At 44.4% G+C, this 17637-nt stretch carries 21 protein-coding genes; 1 reads left to right on the top strand and 20 read right to left on the bottom strand.

The window, feature by feature from the left end; translation table 11 throughout:
* Positions 1-166: 166 nt before the first annotated feature.
* From BM415_RS16375 to rpsF, 10 genes are all read right to left on the bottom strand, one after another.
* The gene (locus BM415_RS16375) at positions 167-1099 is read right to left on the bottom strand and encodes a D-alanyl-D-alanine carboxypeptidase family protein (RefSeq protein ID WP_091159909.1); all 933 of its coding nucleotides are present in this window, start codon (positions 1097-1099) and stop codon (positions 167-169) included.
* 412 nt (positions 1100-1511) lie between these two features.
* Complete coding sequence (locus BM415_RS16370) at positions 1512-2525, bottom strand: ABC transporter ATP-binding protein (RefSeq protein WP_280142876.1); 1014 nt, start codon at positions 2523-2525, stop codon at positions 1512-1514.
* Positions 2522-3499 (bottom strand): ABC transporter ATP-binding protein, encoded by a 978-nt coding sequence (locus BM415_RS16365; RefSeq protein WP_091159908.1) that lies wholly within the window; start codon positions 3497-3499, stop codon positions 2522-2524. The genes BM415_RS16370 and BM415_RS16365 overlap by 4 nt, the downstream gene beginning before the upstream one ends.
* Before the next feature lie 12 nt (positions 3500-3511).
* Positions 3512-4435: an oligopeptide ABC transporter permease gene (opp4C, locus tag BM415_RS16360; RefSeq protein WP_091159906.1), complete on the bottom strand. Its 924-nt coding sequence runs from the start codon at positions 4433-4435 to the stop codon at positions 3512-3514.
* A 12-nt stretch (positions 4436-4447) separates the two neighbouring features.
* The gene (locus tag BM415_RS16355) at positions 4448-5413 is read right to left on the bottom strand and encodes an ABC transporter permease (RefSeq protein ID WP_091159904.1); all 966 of its coding nucleotides are present in this window, start codon (positions 5411-5413) and stop codon (positions 4448-4450) included.
* Positions 5414-5487: 74 nt separating this feature from the next.
* Complete coding sequence (locus BM415_RS16350; RefSeq protein WP_091159903.1) at positions 5488-7257, bottom strand: ABC transporter substrate-binding protein; 1770 nt, start codon at positions 7255-7257, stop codon at positions 5488-5490.
* Positions 7258-8239: 982 nt separating this feature from the next.
* Positions 8240-8866: a M15 family metallopeptidase gene (locus tag BM415_RS16345; RefSeq protein ID WP_091159901.1), complete on the bottom strand. Its 627-nt coding sequence runs from the start codon at positions 8864-8866 to the stop codon at positions 8240-8242.
* 219 nt (positions 8867-9085) lie between these two features.
* Entirely contained in the window at positions 9086-9358 is a 273-nt protein-coding gene (gene rpsR, locus BM415_RS16340; RefSeq protein WP_091159900.1) for a 30S ribosomal protein S18, read from the bottom strand.
* A gap of 19 nt (positions 9359-9377) precedes the next feature.
* The gene (gene ssb / locus BM415_RS16335; RefSeq protein WP_091159899.1) at positions 9378-9863 is read right to left on the bottom strand and encodes a single-stranded DNA-binding protein; all 486 of its coding nucleotides are present in this window, start codon (positions 9861-9863) and stop codon (positions 9378-9380) included.
* A 50-nt stretch (positions 9864-9913) separates the two neighbouring features.
* Entirely contained in the window at positions 9914-10204 is a 291-nt protein-coding gene (gene rpsF, locus BM415_RS16330; protein ID WP_091159897.1) for a 30S ribosomal protein S6, read from the bottom strand.
* A 219-nt stretch (positions 10205-10423) separates the two neighbouring features.
* On the opposite strand from rpsF, the gene BM415_RS16325 reads away from it, so the two are divergent.
* Positions 10424-10618, top strand: coding sequence for a YjzC family protein (locus BM415_RS16325; protein ID WP_091159896.1), 195 nt, complete (start codon positions 10424-10426; stop codon positions 10616-10618).
* 1168 nt (positions 10619-11786) lie between these two features.
* On the opposite strand, the gene BM415_RS16320 is transcribed toward BM415_RS16325, so the two are convergent.
* The 10 genes from BM415_RS16320 to BM415_RS16275 all read right to left on the bottom strand — a co-directional run bounded on the left by BM415_RS16320 (position 11787) and on the right by BM415_RS16275 (position 17636).
* Positions 11787-12122: a helix-turn-helix domain-containing protein gene (locus BM415_RS16320; protein WP_170862517.1), complete on the bottom strand. Its 336-nt coding sequence runs from the start codon at positions 12120-12122 to the stop codon at positions 11787-11789.
* The gene (locus tag BM415_RS16315) at positions 12088-12543 is read right to left on the bottom strand and encodes a phBC6A51 family helix-turn-helix protein (RefSeq protein ID WP_091159893.1); all 456 of its coding nucleotides are present in this window, start codon (positions 12541-12543) and stop codon (positions 12088-12090) included. Before BM415_RS16315 ends, BM415_RS16320 begins: the two co-directional genes overlap by 35 nt.
* Positions 12540-13082: a hypothetical protein gene (locus tag BM415_RS16310; protein WP_091159891.1), complete on the bottom strand. Its 543-nt coding sequence runs from the start codon at positions 13080-13082 to the stop codon at positions 12540-12542. Before BM415_RS16310 ends, BM415_RS16315 begins: the two co-directional genes overlap by 4 nt.
* A gap of 56 nt (positions 13083-13138) precedes the next feature.
* Entirely contained in the window at positions 13139-14833 is a 1695-nt protein-coding gene (locus BM415_RS16305) for a hypothetical protein (protein ID WP_139237001.1), read from the bottom strand.
* 46 nt (positions 14834-14879) lie between these two features.
* The gene (locus tag BM415_RS16300) at positions 14880-15212 is read right to left on the bottom strand and encodes a hypothetical protein (RefSeq protein ID WP_091159888.1); all 333 of its coding nucleotides are present in this window, start codon (positions 15210-15212) and stop codon (positions 14880-14882) included.
* A gap of 75 nt (positions 15213-15287) precedes the next feature.
* Positions 15288-15611, bottom strand: coding sequence for a hypothetical protein (locus tag BM415_RS16295; RefSeq protein WP_091159887.1), 324 nt, complete (start codon positions 15609-15611; stop codon positions 15288-15290).
* A gap of 1 nt (position 15612) precedes the next feature.
* Positions 15613-16215 carry a hypothetical protein gene (locus BM415_RS16290; protein WP_091159885.1) on the bottom strand — a complete coding sequence of 201 codons (603 nt, stop codon included), beginning with the start codon at positions 16213-16215 and terminating at the stop codon, positions 15613-15615.
* A gap of 17 nt (positions 16216-16232) precedes the next feature.
* Positions 16233-16841: a hypothetical protein gene (locus BM415_RS16285; protein ID WP_091159883.1), complete on the bottom strand. Its 609-nt coding sequence runs from the start codon at positions 16839-16841 to the stop codon at positions 16233-16235.
* On the bottom strand, positions 16831-17289 hold the full coding sequence (locus BM415_RS16280; protein ID WP_091159882.1) for a hypothetical protein: 459 nt from the start codon (positions 17287-17289) through the stop codon (positions 16831-16833). Before BM415_RS16280 ends, BM415_RS16285 begins: the two co-directional genes overlap by 11 nt.
* The gene (locus BM415_RS16275) at positions 17286-17636 is read right to left on the bottom strand and encodes a cold shock domain-containing protein (protein WP_091159880.1); all 351 of its coding nucleotides are present in this window, start codon (positions 17634-17636) and stop codon (positions 17286-17288) included. The genes BM415_RS16280 and BM415_RS16275 overlap by 4 nt, the downstream gene beginning before the upstream one ends.
* Position 17637 lies beyond the last annotated feature (1 nt).

The raw sequence follows: 17637 nt of genomic DNA, 5'->3' as shown, positions 1-17637 counted from the left end.
ACTATATATACCCTTGATATAAGCAGCTAAAGGTATTATGAAAATGATTCAAATTTAAACATATATAAAAAAAAGAGCGAGGTGTCTCTCCTGCTCTTCCTTACTCATGCCTATACTATTGTAGCGACGGTCCTTCTGTCCTTGGTTCGGATATCGTTCAAAAATGTTATATTGTTCGTTCGACGGCCAGCCGAAGTGCCATTGCCCACTTCTTATGCCATTCTCCTGTTGTGTATGCGTGTGAGTATCCGTAGTTTAACAGATCTGTTGCTTCGTTGAATCGTTGTTCCTGTGATTCGGCACCAAGCACGACAGCAACAAGCCGCTTGCCGTTCTGCTCCGCCGTACCTGCATAACAATATCCGGCTTCCTCGGTATAACCTGTTCTGAGACCGTCTACTCCTTCATAGGAGTAAGGTCCACTGATCTCCTCCAGCATCCAGTTGGTATTGCTCATGTAGAGTCCTTTACCCTTTAATTCGACTTGCGGACGGCTTGCCATCTTCAGGATTTCCGGATGCTCTTGAATGAGGTGTGCCGATAATACGGCGATATCATTTGCAGTCATATAATTTTCTTTAGGGCCACCTGATAAGGAAGTGTTTCCTGTCACATTATTATAAATCGTATGAACCGAGAGTCCTAATTCCTTCGCTTTGTCGTTCATTCTGTCGATGAATACTTCCTCTGTTCCCAAGGCGTGCTCAGCAAGAGCTACAATCGCATCATTCGCGGAATATACTGATACGACCTCAAGCAATTCTCTTACCGTAAACTGATCGCCAAGGGCAAGCGCCACCTGCTGCCCTTGTACTTCACTTGCATTTTGGCTGATTTCAACTGCATCAGTCCAGGAAATATGTCCTGCTGAGAGTTCATCCATAATAATCAGCTGGGTCATTAATTTGGTGATACTTCCTGTTGGCAGTGGAACATCACCGTTCATATTCATAATGACTTCTCCTGTATTTACGTCCATCACCAATGCAGCATTTGATTGAATGGCAGGCTTGCCTACTAAGATTCCTGGTCTGATGATAATAACAAACAGCGCTAGAATAATTACCATTACACTAATTCGCAGGATCCATTTTTTCATATAGCTTGTCCTCCATTCTTCTCAAAATATGCCGCATTCGATATGCCCGAAACTTGATTTACTTCTACTAGATAGATTGATCTCAAGACTCCTGTTTTAAGCCGTAAGGCTCACATCAAGTAGTTACGGATAGTTCTTCAATTCAATCTATATAACTAATTAAACACTTCTATATATATAGACGTAGGAAATGACAATTTTGTCTGCATTTTTTTAAATTTTTTTCTTGATTTTTTATTCCAATTTTTTACTCCTTCAAAAATAGCTCCTATTTCTATTCACATACATTTGAAAATAGAAAAGAGCATCATCTCCCTTAGCCCCTAGGCATATGGAAATGATGCTCCAACAATCCAACATATGATATTATCCGTACGTAAGCAGGACCCCAAATCCACACTTTTGACGTGATTTATGCGAAATGACAAGCGACATAGTGGTCATTCCCCATGTTGCGATACTCTGGAATATCCTGCTTGCAAATATCCGAAGCGAGCGGGCAGCGAGTATGGAACTTGCAGCCTGAAGGCGGATTCGCCGGGCTTGGGATATCGCCTTTCAGCACAATTCTTTCCCGTTTGATCGTCGGGTCTGGAATTGGAACAGCAGACAGCAGTGCTTTGGTATAAGGATGTAGTGGATTCTGGAATAGTTCATCCTTGCTTGCCATTTCGACCATCGAACCCAGATACATTACTCCGATCCGATTGCACAGATGCTCGACAACACTAAGATCATGGGATATGAACAAATAAGTGAGCTGCTTCTCTGCCTGCAGATCGCTCAGCAGGTTAATGATTTGGGCCTGAATCGATACGTCCAGTGCGGATACAGGCTCGTCCGCCACGATGAAGTCAGGATTAAGGATGAGCGCACGCGCTATGCCAATCCGCTGACGCTGTCCGCCTGAGAACTCATGTGGGAAGCGATCGTAATGATAGCTCGACAGTCCGCAGATGCGAAGAATTTCTTCTACACGCTCCCGCAGCTCTTTTTTCGGGATAAGCTTGTGATCCAGCAGTGCCTCACCAATCGCTTCTCCGACTTTAATCCGTGGATTCAGTGAGCTGAATGGATCTTGGAATACAATCTGCATTTGCGGACGAATGCTTCTCAGCTGCTGTTTAGACAGCTTATGGACATCCTGACCTTTAAAAAGAACACTTCCATCTGTTTTCTCCAATAGACGAAGTATGGTTCTGCCGATCGTACTCTTGCCGCAGCCAGACTCGCCGACTAGTCCAAAGGATTCGCCTTTATAGATCGTAAATGATACATCATCTACCGCTCTTACATCCCCGACATGGCGCTGGAATACACCACCTGTGATCGGAAAATACTTCTTGAGGTTTTTGACCTCCATAAGCGGTTCTGCTACACTACTTGGTCTTGCTTCCGCCATTGTCGCACTCGTTGCTTCTGTCATCTTACCTTCGCCTCCTCCTCGTACAGCCAGCAAGCCACTTTATGTCCTTGCTCATCCTTTTGAAGCGGCGGCTCCTTCTCACGGCAAATACTCATACAGAATTCACAGCGATCATGGAAGTGACAGTTGTTCTCCAAATCCACGGGGTTAGGTACCTGACCTGGTATGGAATAGAGACGCTCCTGTCGTTGGTTAATAATTGGTTTTGCTTTAAGTAATCCTTTGGTATAAGGGTGCTTTGGTTCTCTGAACAGCTCATATACGGAAGCTTCCTCGATGACTTTACCGGCATACATAACGACAACGTAATCTGCCATCTCGGCAACAACGCCAAGGTCATGTGTAATGAGCATGATCGAAGTATTGAACTTCTCTTTAATATCCCGCATCAGATCGAGAATCTGTGCCTGTATTGTTACATCAAGTGCTGTTGTCGGCTCATCGGCGATCAGCAGCTTAGGATTACAGCTTAGGGCAATCGCAATCATAATCCGCTGCCGCATCCCTCCACTCAGCTCATGAGGGTAGGAGTCCACGATGACCTCCGGACGCGGAATCCCGACGAGGCTGATCAGCTCAATGGCTCTCTTGCGTGCTTCCTTCTTATCCAGCAGCTGGTGCAGCATGAGCGGTTCACTGATTTGCTCCCCAATCGTGAGAACGGGGTTCAAGGAAGACATCGGCTCCTGGAATATAATCGATATTTCATTGCCGCGAAGCTTGCGCATTTCATTATTACTCAGTTTCAATATATCTCTGCCTTCGAATAAGATCTCGCCTCCAGCCGAGGGAACCTCCAGTAAGCGCATAAGTGACATCGCCGTCACGCTCTTACCACAGCCTGATTCACCAACGACACATACGGTCTCGCCTTCTCGTATAGTAAAGCTGACGTCATCTACGGCTTTGACGATCCCGGAGGATGTATGAAAATGCGTTTTTAAGTTGCGAAATTCTACAAGTTCTTTTGCCATGTTCGCATCTCCCTACTTTTTCATTTTAGGATCGAGCGCATCACGAAGCCCGTCACCGATTAAGTTAATTCCAATTACAGTTACCAAGATACATACCCCTGGTGGAATCCAGACCCAAGGTCTTTTACGAAACTCAATCAGACTGTTGGCATCCGATATCATATTGCCCCAAGATGGAGTAGGAGGCACAACGCCCAGTCCCAGGTAACTCAGTGCAGATTCACTTAAGATCATGCTTGCTACAAGCAATGTAGAGGATACGATAATGATCGGGACTGTATTCGGAATTAAATGTCGGAATATTTTACGTCCATCCCGAAGTCCGAGCGCCTCTGTTGCCTGCATAAATTCTTGCTCACGCAGAGATAGAATCTGGCCTCGTACCAATCTTGATAGAGTTGTCCATCCCATCACACCCATAATCAGGATAAGGAAGTAAACTCGATTATCCGGATGAACCTTCAAATCGGACAAAATCGCACCCATAATGATCAACAATGGTAACGAGGGAATCGCCATGAAGATTTCAGCAACACGCATAATGATCGTATCTACAAATCTTCTATAGAACCCTGCCAAGGCACCGAGTACAGATCCGAGCAGAACGGCAACAAAGGTGGCTACAAATCCTACCAATAACGATATTCTGCCGGACAACATAATTCGAAGCAGTATATCCCGGCCGAGCTTATCCGTACCGAGCCAGTGCTGTGCATTCGGCGGCTGGTTCTTGTTCGCTACAGAATAGTCTGTCAAGTTATACGGGGACATCATCGGACCAAACACACAGAACAATACCATAAATACTAAAATGAAAAGTCCCATTACCGCGAGCCGGTTGCGAGTAAATCGACGTAACGATATACGCCACGGAGAATCTGGCCGCTTAACTGGAACTTGAGTATTCGACTTAAGGGGTGCAGCCTCAATCGCCAATGTAATCTCCTCCTACTTTAACCTTATTCTAGGATCTGCAGTTCCATAGAGCACATCCGACAGCAGTGTACCTATTAAGGTTAGTGCCGAGATGAAGACTGTGAAACCAAGCATAAATGGATAATCCCGCATGCTTATTGACTCCATATACACTTGTCCAACACCAGGCCATACGAATATTTTTTCAAGGATAATGGCTCCTCCAAATAAGCTCGGAAGTTCAAATCCCATTAATGTAATGGCAGGAAGCATGGCATTACGAAGCGCATGCTTGAAGATAACGGTTCTCTCTTTCAGGCCTTTAGCACGGGCCGTACGAACATAGTCCTGCCGAATAACCTCCAGCATGCTTGTTCTGAAATATCGAGTCAGCGTTCCTGTACTCAGCATTGTCAACACGAGTATTGGCAGGAAGCTATGATTTAGAACATCTAAGAAATATGCCCAAATTGACATATTAGACGCTCCAGCTGAACTCATTCCCCCTACAGGGAACCACCCCAGATCAACAGAAAGAAACTTAATTAATACGAGTCCAATGAAGAAGGAAGGAAGCGACATACATAGGAACACGAACAAAGTTACGATCTTGTCAAAGAATGAATATTGAAATTTCGCAGAGAATACACCGGTAAATACGGCAATAATCCAGCTTAAGATCATACTAAAGAATGCAATAATAAAGGAATTCCACACATAATCTCCGATAACATCAGTAACAGCCCGCTTATGCTGAAGCGATTCACCCATGTTACCTGTAATCATATTACCTACCCATGTGAAATACCGTTCTACAGGGGGTTTATCCAGACCATATATTGCTCGCAGCTGAGCCGCTCTTTCTTCCGTCATCTGCGGATTTTGCTGTGATGTGATAAAATCTCCAGGCACCAATGCTGTTATGGCAAACAAGATAATGGTGATTCCGATCATCGTCGGAATCATTTGCAGCAGCCTCCGGATAATGTACTGCTTCATAATATTCCTCCCGGTTAGAAAAGTAGATAAGCCCAGCCCTTGCCAGAGCTGAGCTTATCATCATGCTGATTTAATTATTCTCCGATTTCGGCTTTGTACAGATCAATAGTAAAGTCTTTGTAAGGTGTAATTTCTAGTCCGTTGATGCGGCCATTGATTGCCCAGCCGTCACGTCTTTGGTACATCAAGATATCCGGAATTGTTGCATTAAGCTCTTGATATGCCTTAGCGTAAATTTCTTTACGTTTCTCGAGATCAAGTTCTGCCTTACCTTGTGCAGCCAGCTCGTCATAAGCTGGGTGAGAGTAACCAAGACGGTTCTGTGCACCATCCGTAGTATATACGGTTGTATCAGGATCTGGAGTCAAGCCCCATGCCATGAAGAACATCTCGAAGTTGCCTGCTTGTGCTTTTTCAGTGATAGCGTTGAAATCAAGCACTTCAGCTACCACTTCAATGCCAAGCTCTTCATAGTTTGCTGTTAGAATTGGAAGAAGTGCATCTACTACAACGTTATCCGCTGTAGCAGAGAAATCGATTGTGAATTTCTCACCGTCTTTCTCACGTATTCCGTCTTTACCTACAGTCCAGCCTGCTTCATCTAGAAGTGATTTTGCCTTTTCCGTGTCAAACGCATAGGCTTCAATTCCCTCTTCTGTGTAAGCCCAAGATTGCTTGGATTGTGGAATATTGATAACATCGGCAAATTTACCGTATACCGCTTCTACAATCTCAGCACGGTTGAGGCCATATACCAATGCTTGACGGACTTTTACATCCGAGAATTTCGGACTTGTATGATTCATACCGATATATCCATATCCGTTAGTAGGGAAGATGTTCAGATCCAAGAATCCAAGGAGCTGAGCCATTTCAACATTATCTTCATCTACTGTGAGCATATCCATATCAATTTCACCGGACTCCAGCATCGCAAGTCTTGTTTCGTCTGTAGTCGTTTTGTAAATTACATTTTTAATTTTTGGAGCTCCCAGGTGATAATCTGGATTTGCTTCAAATACAACTTCTTGGCCTGGCGCAAAGGATTTCATTACATATTGACCAGAGCCAATTGGCTTGTCATTCAGTGCTTTAACCCCATCCAGGTTGCCTTGGGTATAAGGTTCACCATAGTAATCAGAAGGGATGAACGGAACTCCTGCCAAATATACTTGTGTCAAAGCTGTTGCTTCCGTAACTTCAACTTCGACAGTATGATCATCAACAATGGTTACACCCGAAATTTCATCGGCTGTACCATCATAATACTCCTGTCCACCTTTAATTTTCCAAGAAAGTGGATCGGATTGACCATCATAGCTGCTGTCATGGTACATTTTAAGAGCCAAGTAATAGTCGTTTACGGTTACTGGAGAACCGTTCGTGTATTTCAGATCCGGCTTCAGCTTGAAGGTATATTGCAAACCGTCTTCGCTAACCTCGATGCTTTCTGCAAGTCGAGGAGAGTAGGTTCCATCAGCATTGATACTTTGGAAGGATTCAAAAATAAGATCATTTACCCAAATATCGTAGGTTGTACTTGCAAAGATAGGATTAAAAATACCTGCAGGAGATGTAATCCCTACAATCAGAGTGTCAGTACGGCTTGTTGCTGTCCCTGGATTCGCGGACATGTCTGTCGCTTCAAACAGACCATCGTTTTGCGTAGCATCTTCTGCTGCTGGTTCTTCTGCCGGCTCTTCTGTTGTCTCTGCCGGTTCCGTTGTTTCTGCAGGTGTTTCCCCCGTCGCTGGTTCTTCAGCTGTTGATCCGCCGGAGCATGCTGCCAGCACAGTTACCAGCATGAGCATGATCACAAGCATTAGCGAAAATCTCTTTCTCATGAAAATCCTCCTCGTAAAATTCTATAATGCTTCTTGCTTATAAATTATCAGGATAATTATGTATGAATATTTATCCATGAATAATTACAGAGGTGAGTACATTTAATCATGATGCACTGTTGTGTGATGAAAGAAATAGAGCGAAAATGCTAGTTTGTATAATGTTAGAGCGAAGTGTATAGGTGAATAATGTTTAATTTATGATGGCAAGTCTCATAAGATGCGGACTTCTCTAGTTGTGGAATGGAGCTAAAATGATCATTCGATGGTCTTACAGCTTATTGCTAAGTCTATGGGGTCGAAATGTGAAAAATGTAGGAATTTTTATACCAAAGGTCAATAAATGTAAGACAGACCTACATTTTCAATTCCGAATAAGTTATTGTAATAATACGTGTAAATATTACTAACGTCAATAATTTTTTCATACTTTTATTAAAAATGTAGTTTAAATGTTTCGTGACGGGGTATATAGGCCTGTTTTTATAGATCTAAACATCTAGATTGTAAGGCGAATTTTCTCTGTAAAATATCCGGTTTTTAGATAAAACATGACATGGAATTTACGTTTATTAATTGATTATAGCTAAATTTAGATTTATTGTGTAATGTAATATGACATATATATAACTTTGTAGATTTGAGTATGTCTGCTATGATGATTCTGTAAATGAGGTAGAAAGTGGAATTGATGCTATAGATGAGCGCGGTTCTGTTCCTTCAACTTAAATTAACAGGTGCTTTATACTTCTATTATATTTATAGATTATAATAGAACTTTTTTCCTATTATACAATTATCTTTATTAATTTCAAGTCAAAAATGATGAATCTTGTGAATAAATCAAAAAATGATTGGGGTTGCTATATATTCATAACATTCTACGAAAAAAGTAAGCTCTGCCTATATGCAGAGCTTACTTCTCCTAAGATTATTTACTTCTTCCCTATCACATGAAACCGTAAAATGGCTGACTGCTATGTTATTCACTTGCTTCCAGATCTTCTGGTTCGAGCTCATATCCTGGTGGTCTCTTCCCGCGTTGTAGTTCAGCAATACTATAGCCAAAATCATACTGAAGATGCGGATAATCAGGGAAATTGACCCAGTCTCCGCCCCACTCAAATCCAAGACTTTTGGCTATGGTGACCACTTCCATCCAATCAGATTCACCATTATTGTTCCCATCATACTCCAAGTCCCATATCACTTTGTCTTCAGATACCCGAATCGCAAAATCAATCGCAAGTCCATAGTTATGATAAGATTCTCCTCCCCTTGCAGAGGTGACAATCTGTCCTTCCGTCGATCGTCCTTGCTCATACAGCTCATTTTGCCTCTCTTCGCTGCGGTGACCTTCTGTAATCATAACTTGTATGCCTTTTTGCTTCGCTAACTCCACTAGCTGAGATTTCTTCGCTGCCACTTCCGGATGGAGTTCGGTTACCTGCTTCGGTTCCTCCGCTTCAAACAGATGAGTAGGACTTCCCCAATCTATATTAAATGATTCCGTTTGAGACATATAATAGACAAGACCCAATACTAGAAAAACAAAAACAATGGGTCCGCTTGATCTTCGCTTCTGTTTGTACTGCCGCTGTTTGTTCATATTCACTCCTCAAGCTTTTACATATATACGTCTTCTTGAATCACTTCTGACTACTACTTTCCCACTAGATATCTGTTCGAATCCAACATTCTACCATCACAATTATCTAGACAATCTATGTATTCTATTATATTCGTTCTACCATTCAAGGAACAACCCTACAAAAAAAGGACAGCCTGCTAAGTAGCAGACTGTCCTTCCCCTTCACTGAATCGTTAACTATTCAGTTGTGTACGGAAGCAATGCGATTTGACGGGAGCGTTTGATTGCAATCGTCAACATGCGTTGGTATTTTGCGCTTGTGCCTGTTACACGACGTGGCAAAATTTTTCCGCGCTCACTGATAAATTTACGAAGCAGATCCGTATCTTTATAGTCAATGTGAGTAATTTTGTTAACAGTGAAGAAGCACACTTTACGACGTTTGTTACGGCCGCCGCGGCGAGCCGGTCTTTTATCGTTGTCTCCGCCTTCTCTTTGTTTGAAGCTCATGCTATTCAGTCCTTCCTAATTAAAATGGCAAATCATCATCCGAAATATCAATCGGTTTTCCGTCATCGGAAAAAGGATCCTGATTGTTCCGTGAGAAATTGTTATTGCTATTATTCCCGCGGCCGCCGCCTCCATAAGAAGGCTCTTCACGCATACCACCACCGTTATTCGCGTTTCCGCCATCACGGTTGGATTCCAAGAAGCGAACGTTATCTGCAATAACTTCAGTTACGTATACACGCTTTCCTTCGTTATTCTCGTAGTTTCTTACTTGGATGCGCCCCTCGACGGCTGTCAAACGGCCTTTACGCAAATAGTTTGCGCAAGTCTCCGCTAGCTGTCTCCAGGTAACGACCGGTATAAAATCAGCTTCTCTTTCCCCGCCTTGGCTTGTAAACGGACGGTCTACAGCAATTGTAAACTGCGTTACGGCTACCCCTGCAGGCGTGTATCGCAATTCTGGGTCACGAGTTAACCGGCCGATCAGAATGACTCGGTTTAACAATCTAATCCCCTCCTTCTGAGCGTAGTTCTTACAAAATCACTTGAAACGAATTAAGCAACAACGTCGTTCGTAATGAGATAACGAATTACTTCGTCAGAAATTTTCATGATACGTTCCATTTCAGAAACGACAGCTGGCTCAGCGTTGAAGTTAACCAACACATAATGACCATCACGGAATTTCTTGATCTCATACGCAAGACGGCGTTTACCCATTACGTCGTGTTTTGTAATTTCACCACCGCCGTTGGAGATGATGCCTTGGAATTTTTCGACTGCAGCTTGAACAGCTTCTTGTTCAATGTCAGGACGAATAATGTACATCACTTCGTATTTGCGCATATTAGCACCTCCTTATGGACTTAAGGCCCTCAAGTCATCGCTTAAGAGCAAGGAACGAGATTAAACTCGCACCATATCAATATACCATTTTCATTAATTGAGTGCAAGCACATGTTCTGTTTTACCAATGATGATCAGACATGAACATACGAGAGACTGCGCACAATAGCCAATGTGGCAAACATATTTTTGATCAGAACAATGAAGGAGGGAATTCAAATGGGTGAAAAAACCGAATTTGAACCAGGGGATAAAGCTCCTAATGATGGAGAATACACGGAGATCGGTGAAAGAAGCTTCCATACCGAGATCAACGATCCCAAGCGGATCAAGCTTAAAAAAGGGGAGGCTTTCCCTGAAACATCGAACCATAATCGGAAATGGAAGAAGCTGACCAAAGCCCGAGTTCACTAAACAGCTGAGTAACAAGGCAATCCGATTTTTTATGTTTATAATATGCTGAACATTAACCAATCCAAACTTTGCCAACTGTAATCCAGATTATATTTCGTTGATACGGATATAATACAATCAAGGCAGTGCTTCACAGAGAGGTGTGGTTCCGTTGGATGATTTGAAGACAGAGCCGGACTATTCATTTGAAGGAGGGTCTTTAACGTGGCGATAGAAGCGGAAGGTAATGTGCAATTGATGAAGTAATGATGGATTCAGATGCACTGGTATTGCGTAGCAGTACACCGAGCTTCTAACTGAAGCTGTCGTAAAAGATGTTTTCTTTAAAAAAATGCACTGCCCCCCATAAAGGGCCCGAAAGGGTCCTTTTTTGGTTGCGATCTTAAACATTTCGCATGCATAACGCTCGCTTCCATAACGACAAAAGACCCCGCATTAAATGCAGGGCCTAATCTCTATATATATAACAGTTAAATGGTATGGCGGAAAGAGAGGGATTCGAACCCTCGCACGCCGCGAGGCGCCTAACTGATTTCGAGTCACGTATTTGACGCTTATTCTCGGACAAACTCCGTTATATCAAGCGTTCAGTTTACGTTCACATACCGTACTGATTCCGTTGCCTCTACGTTTACAACGATTATCTACTACTTATAATACACGTAGCATAAACGCATAGCAAGGAATATATACGATAATGGATCGCCGATAAGCGTACATATAATGGAAGAAACTCAGTTGTGAAATTCGGAACATCCCGAGATATTTTTTATTTCGCGGATAGTATTTGAGGTTGCTGGGGCCGTGTTCGCTAGGGGCCTTGGGGTCACGCGATCACTCCGCAAATTGGACGCGACACCTAGCTGATTGGTAATCATGTAGAAGTCCGCATTCCTAACGTTAGAGACCGCAGACCCGCGCCACCACTACGTTTAACTATGTGCGGACTCATAGCGGTGCAGTTATATATCCGCGTTATTTGCACTAAATTACCGAAATAGCGCTCTAACCCTGAAGATTTCCGATGCCCGTCCGCCGAGCCCCGCGTGTTGATTATACCGCAGTTACGTACGTATTTGTGACGCGATAACTAACGGCATAGACACGCGGTATCCTCGCGGCACACGTAGATTTCATGCGAAATCATACGTATATTCTTTAACGCACACTAATCGGACTCTCGCGCTAATACACCGGCTACTTCGAAGTATCTGCGCAGTACATCCGCACTGCATCCGTCTAGGTTAATGCGCGGAGTAGAACGCCTAACCTCCGTCTTAACCTTTTCCGTTTCCTTACGTAGTTCTCTGCGGAAATCCTTCCGATCGAGCCAACGGTAAAGCTGGCGCCTACTTACACCGCATTCTAACGCAATTGCCTCGTAACTTGTACGTAGTGATTTGCGCGCAATAAGACGGATAGCGAGACGGTGTCTTTCATCGAGGGGTGGACGGTTACGCTTCTTACGCTTACCCACCGTTAACCATGCGGTCCAGTTCCGCAATCTCACTCGCGATCTCTTCGTCCGTCTTAATGTTCTCCGCGACTTCTGTCTTCGTAATGACTTCCGTTTTATCGGTAAGTAGACCATGTCTGCGCATGTACAGTTCAATCGCTTTTGAGCTCGGGATACCATTCGGTCCGCCCATTATCGCTTTTACTAGCTGCTTATACACTTCTCCACGATACGAACTCAGTTGTCTATCCGCTAAGTAACTCACATATGCGTCGAAGGACTCGTCTGTTTTCCATAAAAATAGCGTTGAACGTGCGACACCAACCTCATCCGCAATTTCTTGCATCGTGCGTTTTTGAATACTATCGTCATCGAGCAGGTCGGCCCAGGTGTTCATTACTAAGAGTGCTGCGGCCTCTACTTGTTGCGGTGTTAATTGTGCTTCTAATTGTTTTCGTCTTCTACTCATTCTGACTCCTCCTCAGGTTCATAATCTTTATCATTTGGCGGTAGTTGCATTAATGCCCTCTCGTATAACTCCGTGAACTCAGCGTCAGTTACTCGTTCCTTTCCGCCTTGTGGTTCCATCCAATGAATCGCGTGTCGTAAGGTCCTAACATGTCCGCTTACGTTTATCGTGTCGACCGTCCCGTTATCGATATCGCCGTTAATCTTTTCGATTACGTTAAGCGCAGTTACTACGCCTAGGCCCGGTATTGAGTATAGAAACTCGCAACTAAACCGGAGTAATCGCGCATAGTCGCGGTAGATTTCGAATTTACATACATCTAGGTTCATTAGCTGTCCTTGAGCTAAGATAGACGCATATTTAATAACGATAGCTCTAAACGGCTGAATCCGATTAGTTAGCGCGATACTTAATTCTTCATCCATGAATTTCGGCCACTGTTTCGGCTCCGGATCTAATCCCTGTTCGATGCGCGTCTGGCGGATGCGCTCCTTTAACTCTTCGATATTAACGATAATCTCTGCGTTACTTTGTGCCATTCTCTAAATCACCCCTTAGAAATAGAGCCGCTCCCCAAACGAGGAACGGCCGGTTGTTATAACGCAAGCTTACGCGCCAATGTATCGGCAATAACTTCGATATCGGAGTCATTACGAACGGTCATATTCTGAATAACGATCGTTGGCGCACCCTTTCCGCCATTACCTCCGATTTGCATACCATTATCGCGCCATTCTTGTGCTTCGGTCTTCGTCAGTACAGCCTCGCCTTGGTGAAGACGCGCGTGGTAACCGTGGTACGGGACGTTATCAAGACCGCCTGCATGCGGCTTCGCTTTTGACACAAGACTATTAAATGTAGCCGAAGTAAAGTCCTTAACTGTGTTGGGATTGCTGAACATAGAAAGCGGTGTTCCGTTGTTATTTCCGAGCTTAGCCCTGCGCTCAGCCTTTAAGCGCGTACTCTCGCTCTCGGAATATCCGCCCATCCACTTAGGTAATGCATCCCCTGTGAAATCAAACACTTTATTCGCGATGTCCGTACTAACGGATTTACCGACGATATTAATTGGAGCCTGTCCAACGCCGTCAATAATTCCTTTAGCGAGAGATGTACCCATCTGCAGCCCTATCGCGGCGATTCGTGGAACCGCAGATTCAATCGATGACAGAATGAAGTTTGTTATCTCGCCGGTTAAATTACGAACGCCTTCTCTGCCGCTCGCCGCCCACCATGCGTCAAACAGCTCTTTTATTTTTCCGAATGTAAAGTCAATTTTGGCTGACAGTGTAGGCAGGTTTTTAAACTCTGGATTGTTTAAGAAGTTAGTATTAATGTAGTTCGTGGCTTCTCTTACAGACTTTACAGCTCCTGAAACTAATCCGCTAAATGCCTGCGCTCCCCACTCTTTGAGCTTTTCAAACTCCGCACTATCCAGCCACTTATTGAAATCTTGTAGCATTGGTGTGATGTAAACTAAACCTCGCATTCCCATATCTCTGAGTCCTGCAGTGATCTTCCCTAAAGCTTGGTTGTACTGCCCCATTGTTGATTGTTCTTGGGCTTTGAGCAAATCGTCGGAGGCCCCCAACTTATCAAGGAATTTATCTAATTCGCGTAATTGCGTACTTAAGTCCAGATTCTTCAACGGCGCGAGATCGGACCTCGATAACTCAAACCTCTCAACAAGTGACTGCGTGTCTCCGGAGAAGAACTCTTTTAATGATAGCGACGCTCCTTCAATACCTTGGACCGGAAAATCAATGGCTGCCAACCGCTCAGCGAGATTAGTCATCTGCTTTAGTTGACCTAAATCCTTCGAGGTTGAGATAAAACCTTTACTCGAACTCAAGAAATCACCGAGGTCATATTGTGAAATGTTCGCACGTTCTTGCAAGAAGTCCAGATACTGGCTAGACGTCTTCTTGTAGCTACTTCCGAACATCGCCTCAACCGTAACCACTCGCTGCTCATGTCTCGCAGCTTCCGCGATCGTTTTATCGAATAAACCTGCGCTTGCTCTCGCGGTCAAGAACGCAGCACCCATCGCACCGACTGTACGTGTTAAACTCGACATTCCAGTCGTGGCCGACGCGGTTGCTTTACGCGAGTTCTGAGCGAACGTAAGCATTGAGCGCCCGGCGTTAGCAGCTCCGGTTTTAATGGAGCCGAACGAACGCGCAGCCGACGCATTTGCCGAAGATAATCCGCTCGTTGTATTACGTAATGCTTTTGTAGCCTTTTCAGCCTGTTCTATTTGTCTTTGCGCTTTACGGAGTCCAGACGACATATTCTCGTCTTTTAATCGCAATCGCGCTATCAGATCGAATGCTATTTTAATTACCCCCTAACTTGCGATGATAGCGCTCTGACGCGGTGCTTGCGGACTTAGTTGCCCGCTGCATTCTTCTCGCATTATGGCGGCTCAAGTTCTTTTCCATCGCTTCAATTGCGGAAATAAACTCTAATACAGCGCGACCGAATAACCGTGCTTCTTTTAATTTGGAGCGCAGAAGGATGCGGCTCGCGTCTTTAATCGCGCAATGTTCCTCCGGGTACAGTTCGGACATTTTATAGTCGATCGGCGTTCGCTCAGCCGCCTTTTCCTCATATAAGCGGATAACGTACGATATAACTTCCATTGCTTCGTTCTCTAACTCGGTAATCATCCGGCTTCCTCCCATACCTGCACACGTCAAAAAGCCCCGCAGCGTTAATGCGGAGCCCTTGGCGTATGTATTCTGTTATTTATTGCGTAGATTAGATACCGCAGCTTTCATTTTCAGATAAAGTGCGGCACTTTCTGGCGTTTTCTTGAATTGAGCGGCATTATACAGTTGGCCTAACGTATCAAAATTAATCTGCATTCCGGAAATGCTTACCGTGTTAGGGTCAATCTGTTCGTCGATTACTTCTCCAGATGCCATGGTATATTCGAAACCGGATGACAGTTTGAAGGCAAGTTCACTGAATCCAGTATTAATAATACGCAATGACTCCGCGCTCACTCTAAACTTTATCTCAGCATTCCCGCTTCCACTAAAGGGCTCCTTTGCCACGAATGACATATTACTCACCTCCTTCCGCCATAAACTCGCGTCTAACCTGCGAAAACTTCACCATATTCCTAGGATGTGGATTACGCTGCGCTTCCTCTCGTGCTTTCTCTACGTCATCCGCAGTAACTTTACGTTGTGGAGCGGGTTCCTCCGTAACGCATTCCGTTGGGTTTTCGTATCCGGTTTTTACCTGCGAATATAGCGCGATATTATTTACGGAACTGTTAGCCCGGGCCAGGCGCTCAGCCGCCAATACATCGCGTTGAGATAGGCGCTCTCCACTCGCGAGTTTTACCTTTAACTGCGAACGGGTTTCTTTCCAGTCTAAATGCTTCATGTTGTCCGCCTCATAGTACTCGAAACCATCGCGTAGAATAACGGCACGTGCCAAGTCATCGGGGTCGCCGGATTCTGCCGCAATTTGTTCAGCACGTTGGACGTATTCCTCACTCTTGGAAGGCAAGTACATAATCGGAGCTTCAGCAGTGAATAAAGATGACACCATATCGTCATACCTCTTCTGCTTTAACTTGTAAGCTACTGTCTTTTCCGGGTTCCCTCTGGACATAAGCTCCATTTCTTTAAGTTTTGCAAGGGTTATCTCCATCTTCATATTATTTCTCCTCCTCCTTATTTAAGGCCTTGAACGCTACGAACTGGCTTATCGCCATTAAGATCATTTAAGTCATATCTTTTGATGAAGTACCTATCTGTTTCAGTAGTTAGATTAAAATCTATCTCATTAAGCTTATATTGGTAAGGATTTGGCCAACGGCCAGGAGCAAGAGTCTCGTAAGTGTCTTTTTTCTGGTCGTCAAAGTCCTTTACTACTGCCCTGTAGCTTTTGTAAGCTTCAATATAAGCTAGTTTTGCATTGAGAAGAGCTTCGATCGCTGGGTTAAACACTTCAGAACGGTATTGTGGAGTAAACTCCTGATTCCACGAATCCTGCACTTGCTGAGGGGTAATCGTATGCATTCTCATCGTCTCGGCCACTTCATACTCGCGTTTTTTTCTTTCAAATGTTCTCTCTGCTTCTGCTATTTGGTCACTTAACTTATCCAATTGTTTCCCCGCGTCGGTACCATTCACAAGTGAGTCGCGCATTACTTTGGCATACTCAGCCCTCAGAGCCTGTACCGTTTCAAGCGCAGAGGCCCGCTGGCGTGCTCTTTCTTCTTGCTTTGCATTAAACTCATCTGACTGTCTCCGGTAGCTTTCGATTAATTCAAATTTCATTTGACATATCTCCTTTAGTTTGGATTTTCTCAATTAATTTTGTAAGTACCCGTATCAATAAGCCGCGCCAGCAACGAGGCTGAACGTCCTCTACCGGGGGTTCCACCGGCTGCGGCTCCGGATAAAACTCGCGAAATATATCAGCGCGTCCCGTCACTTGGTCTACGACGAATGACGTCTCGCTTGGATGTACGATATCGACCGTTATTTGTCCGTCCGTGAGCGCTTCTCTAAATAGCTGCGGATCGGATGTACGCAACTCGAAAACGTCGAACCAGTTCGCGAGCTCCATCGATTCCAGGATGAGCTGCAGCGCAATCTCTGCGGTAGTACACGGCACTACAATCTCGGACATATAGCGGCCATCCGTTCCGAAAATTTGTGCGGAAAGAAGGCGCTGTATCCCGTCAACCTTTACTAGCTCCGCGACAACTATCGGACTTTTCATTGACTTGTCACCAGAACATTGATCGCACGCGGCTTGTCTCCGTTTTCCTCAAGGTCGAACGTAACAAAGTCGCCTGACATTGGGAGCTCGCTTTTCTCATCCATCTTGCTTAGATGAAAGAAAATTTCCTCGTCGATTCCTCTTGATTTTATGAAGCCGTACCCTTTTTCTGATACATATTTCACTTTACCGGTCGACCGTTCCGCCCCATCCTCGACTGTAATAACTGGCGCTGCTTTCGGCTTTTCTACTGCGCGCGGTGATCGATAATTTGTCGGACTGATTCGTGCGTCCAACTCCGTAAAATCTGCGTCTTTCAATCCGTTCCAAGTGATACCGTTATACATT

The sequence above is a fragment of the Paenibacillus sp. 453mf genome (assembly GCF_900116105.1).
Classification (GTDB): Bacteria; Bacillota; Bacilli; order Paenibacillales; family Paenibacillaceae; genus Paenibacillus; species Paenibacillus provencensis.
This window is presented reverse-complemented; position numbering and strand designations above follow the sequence as displayed.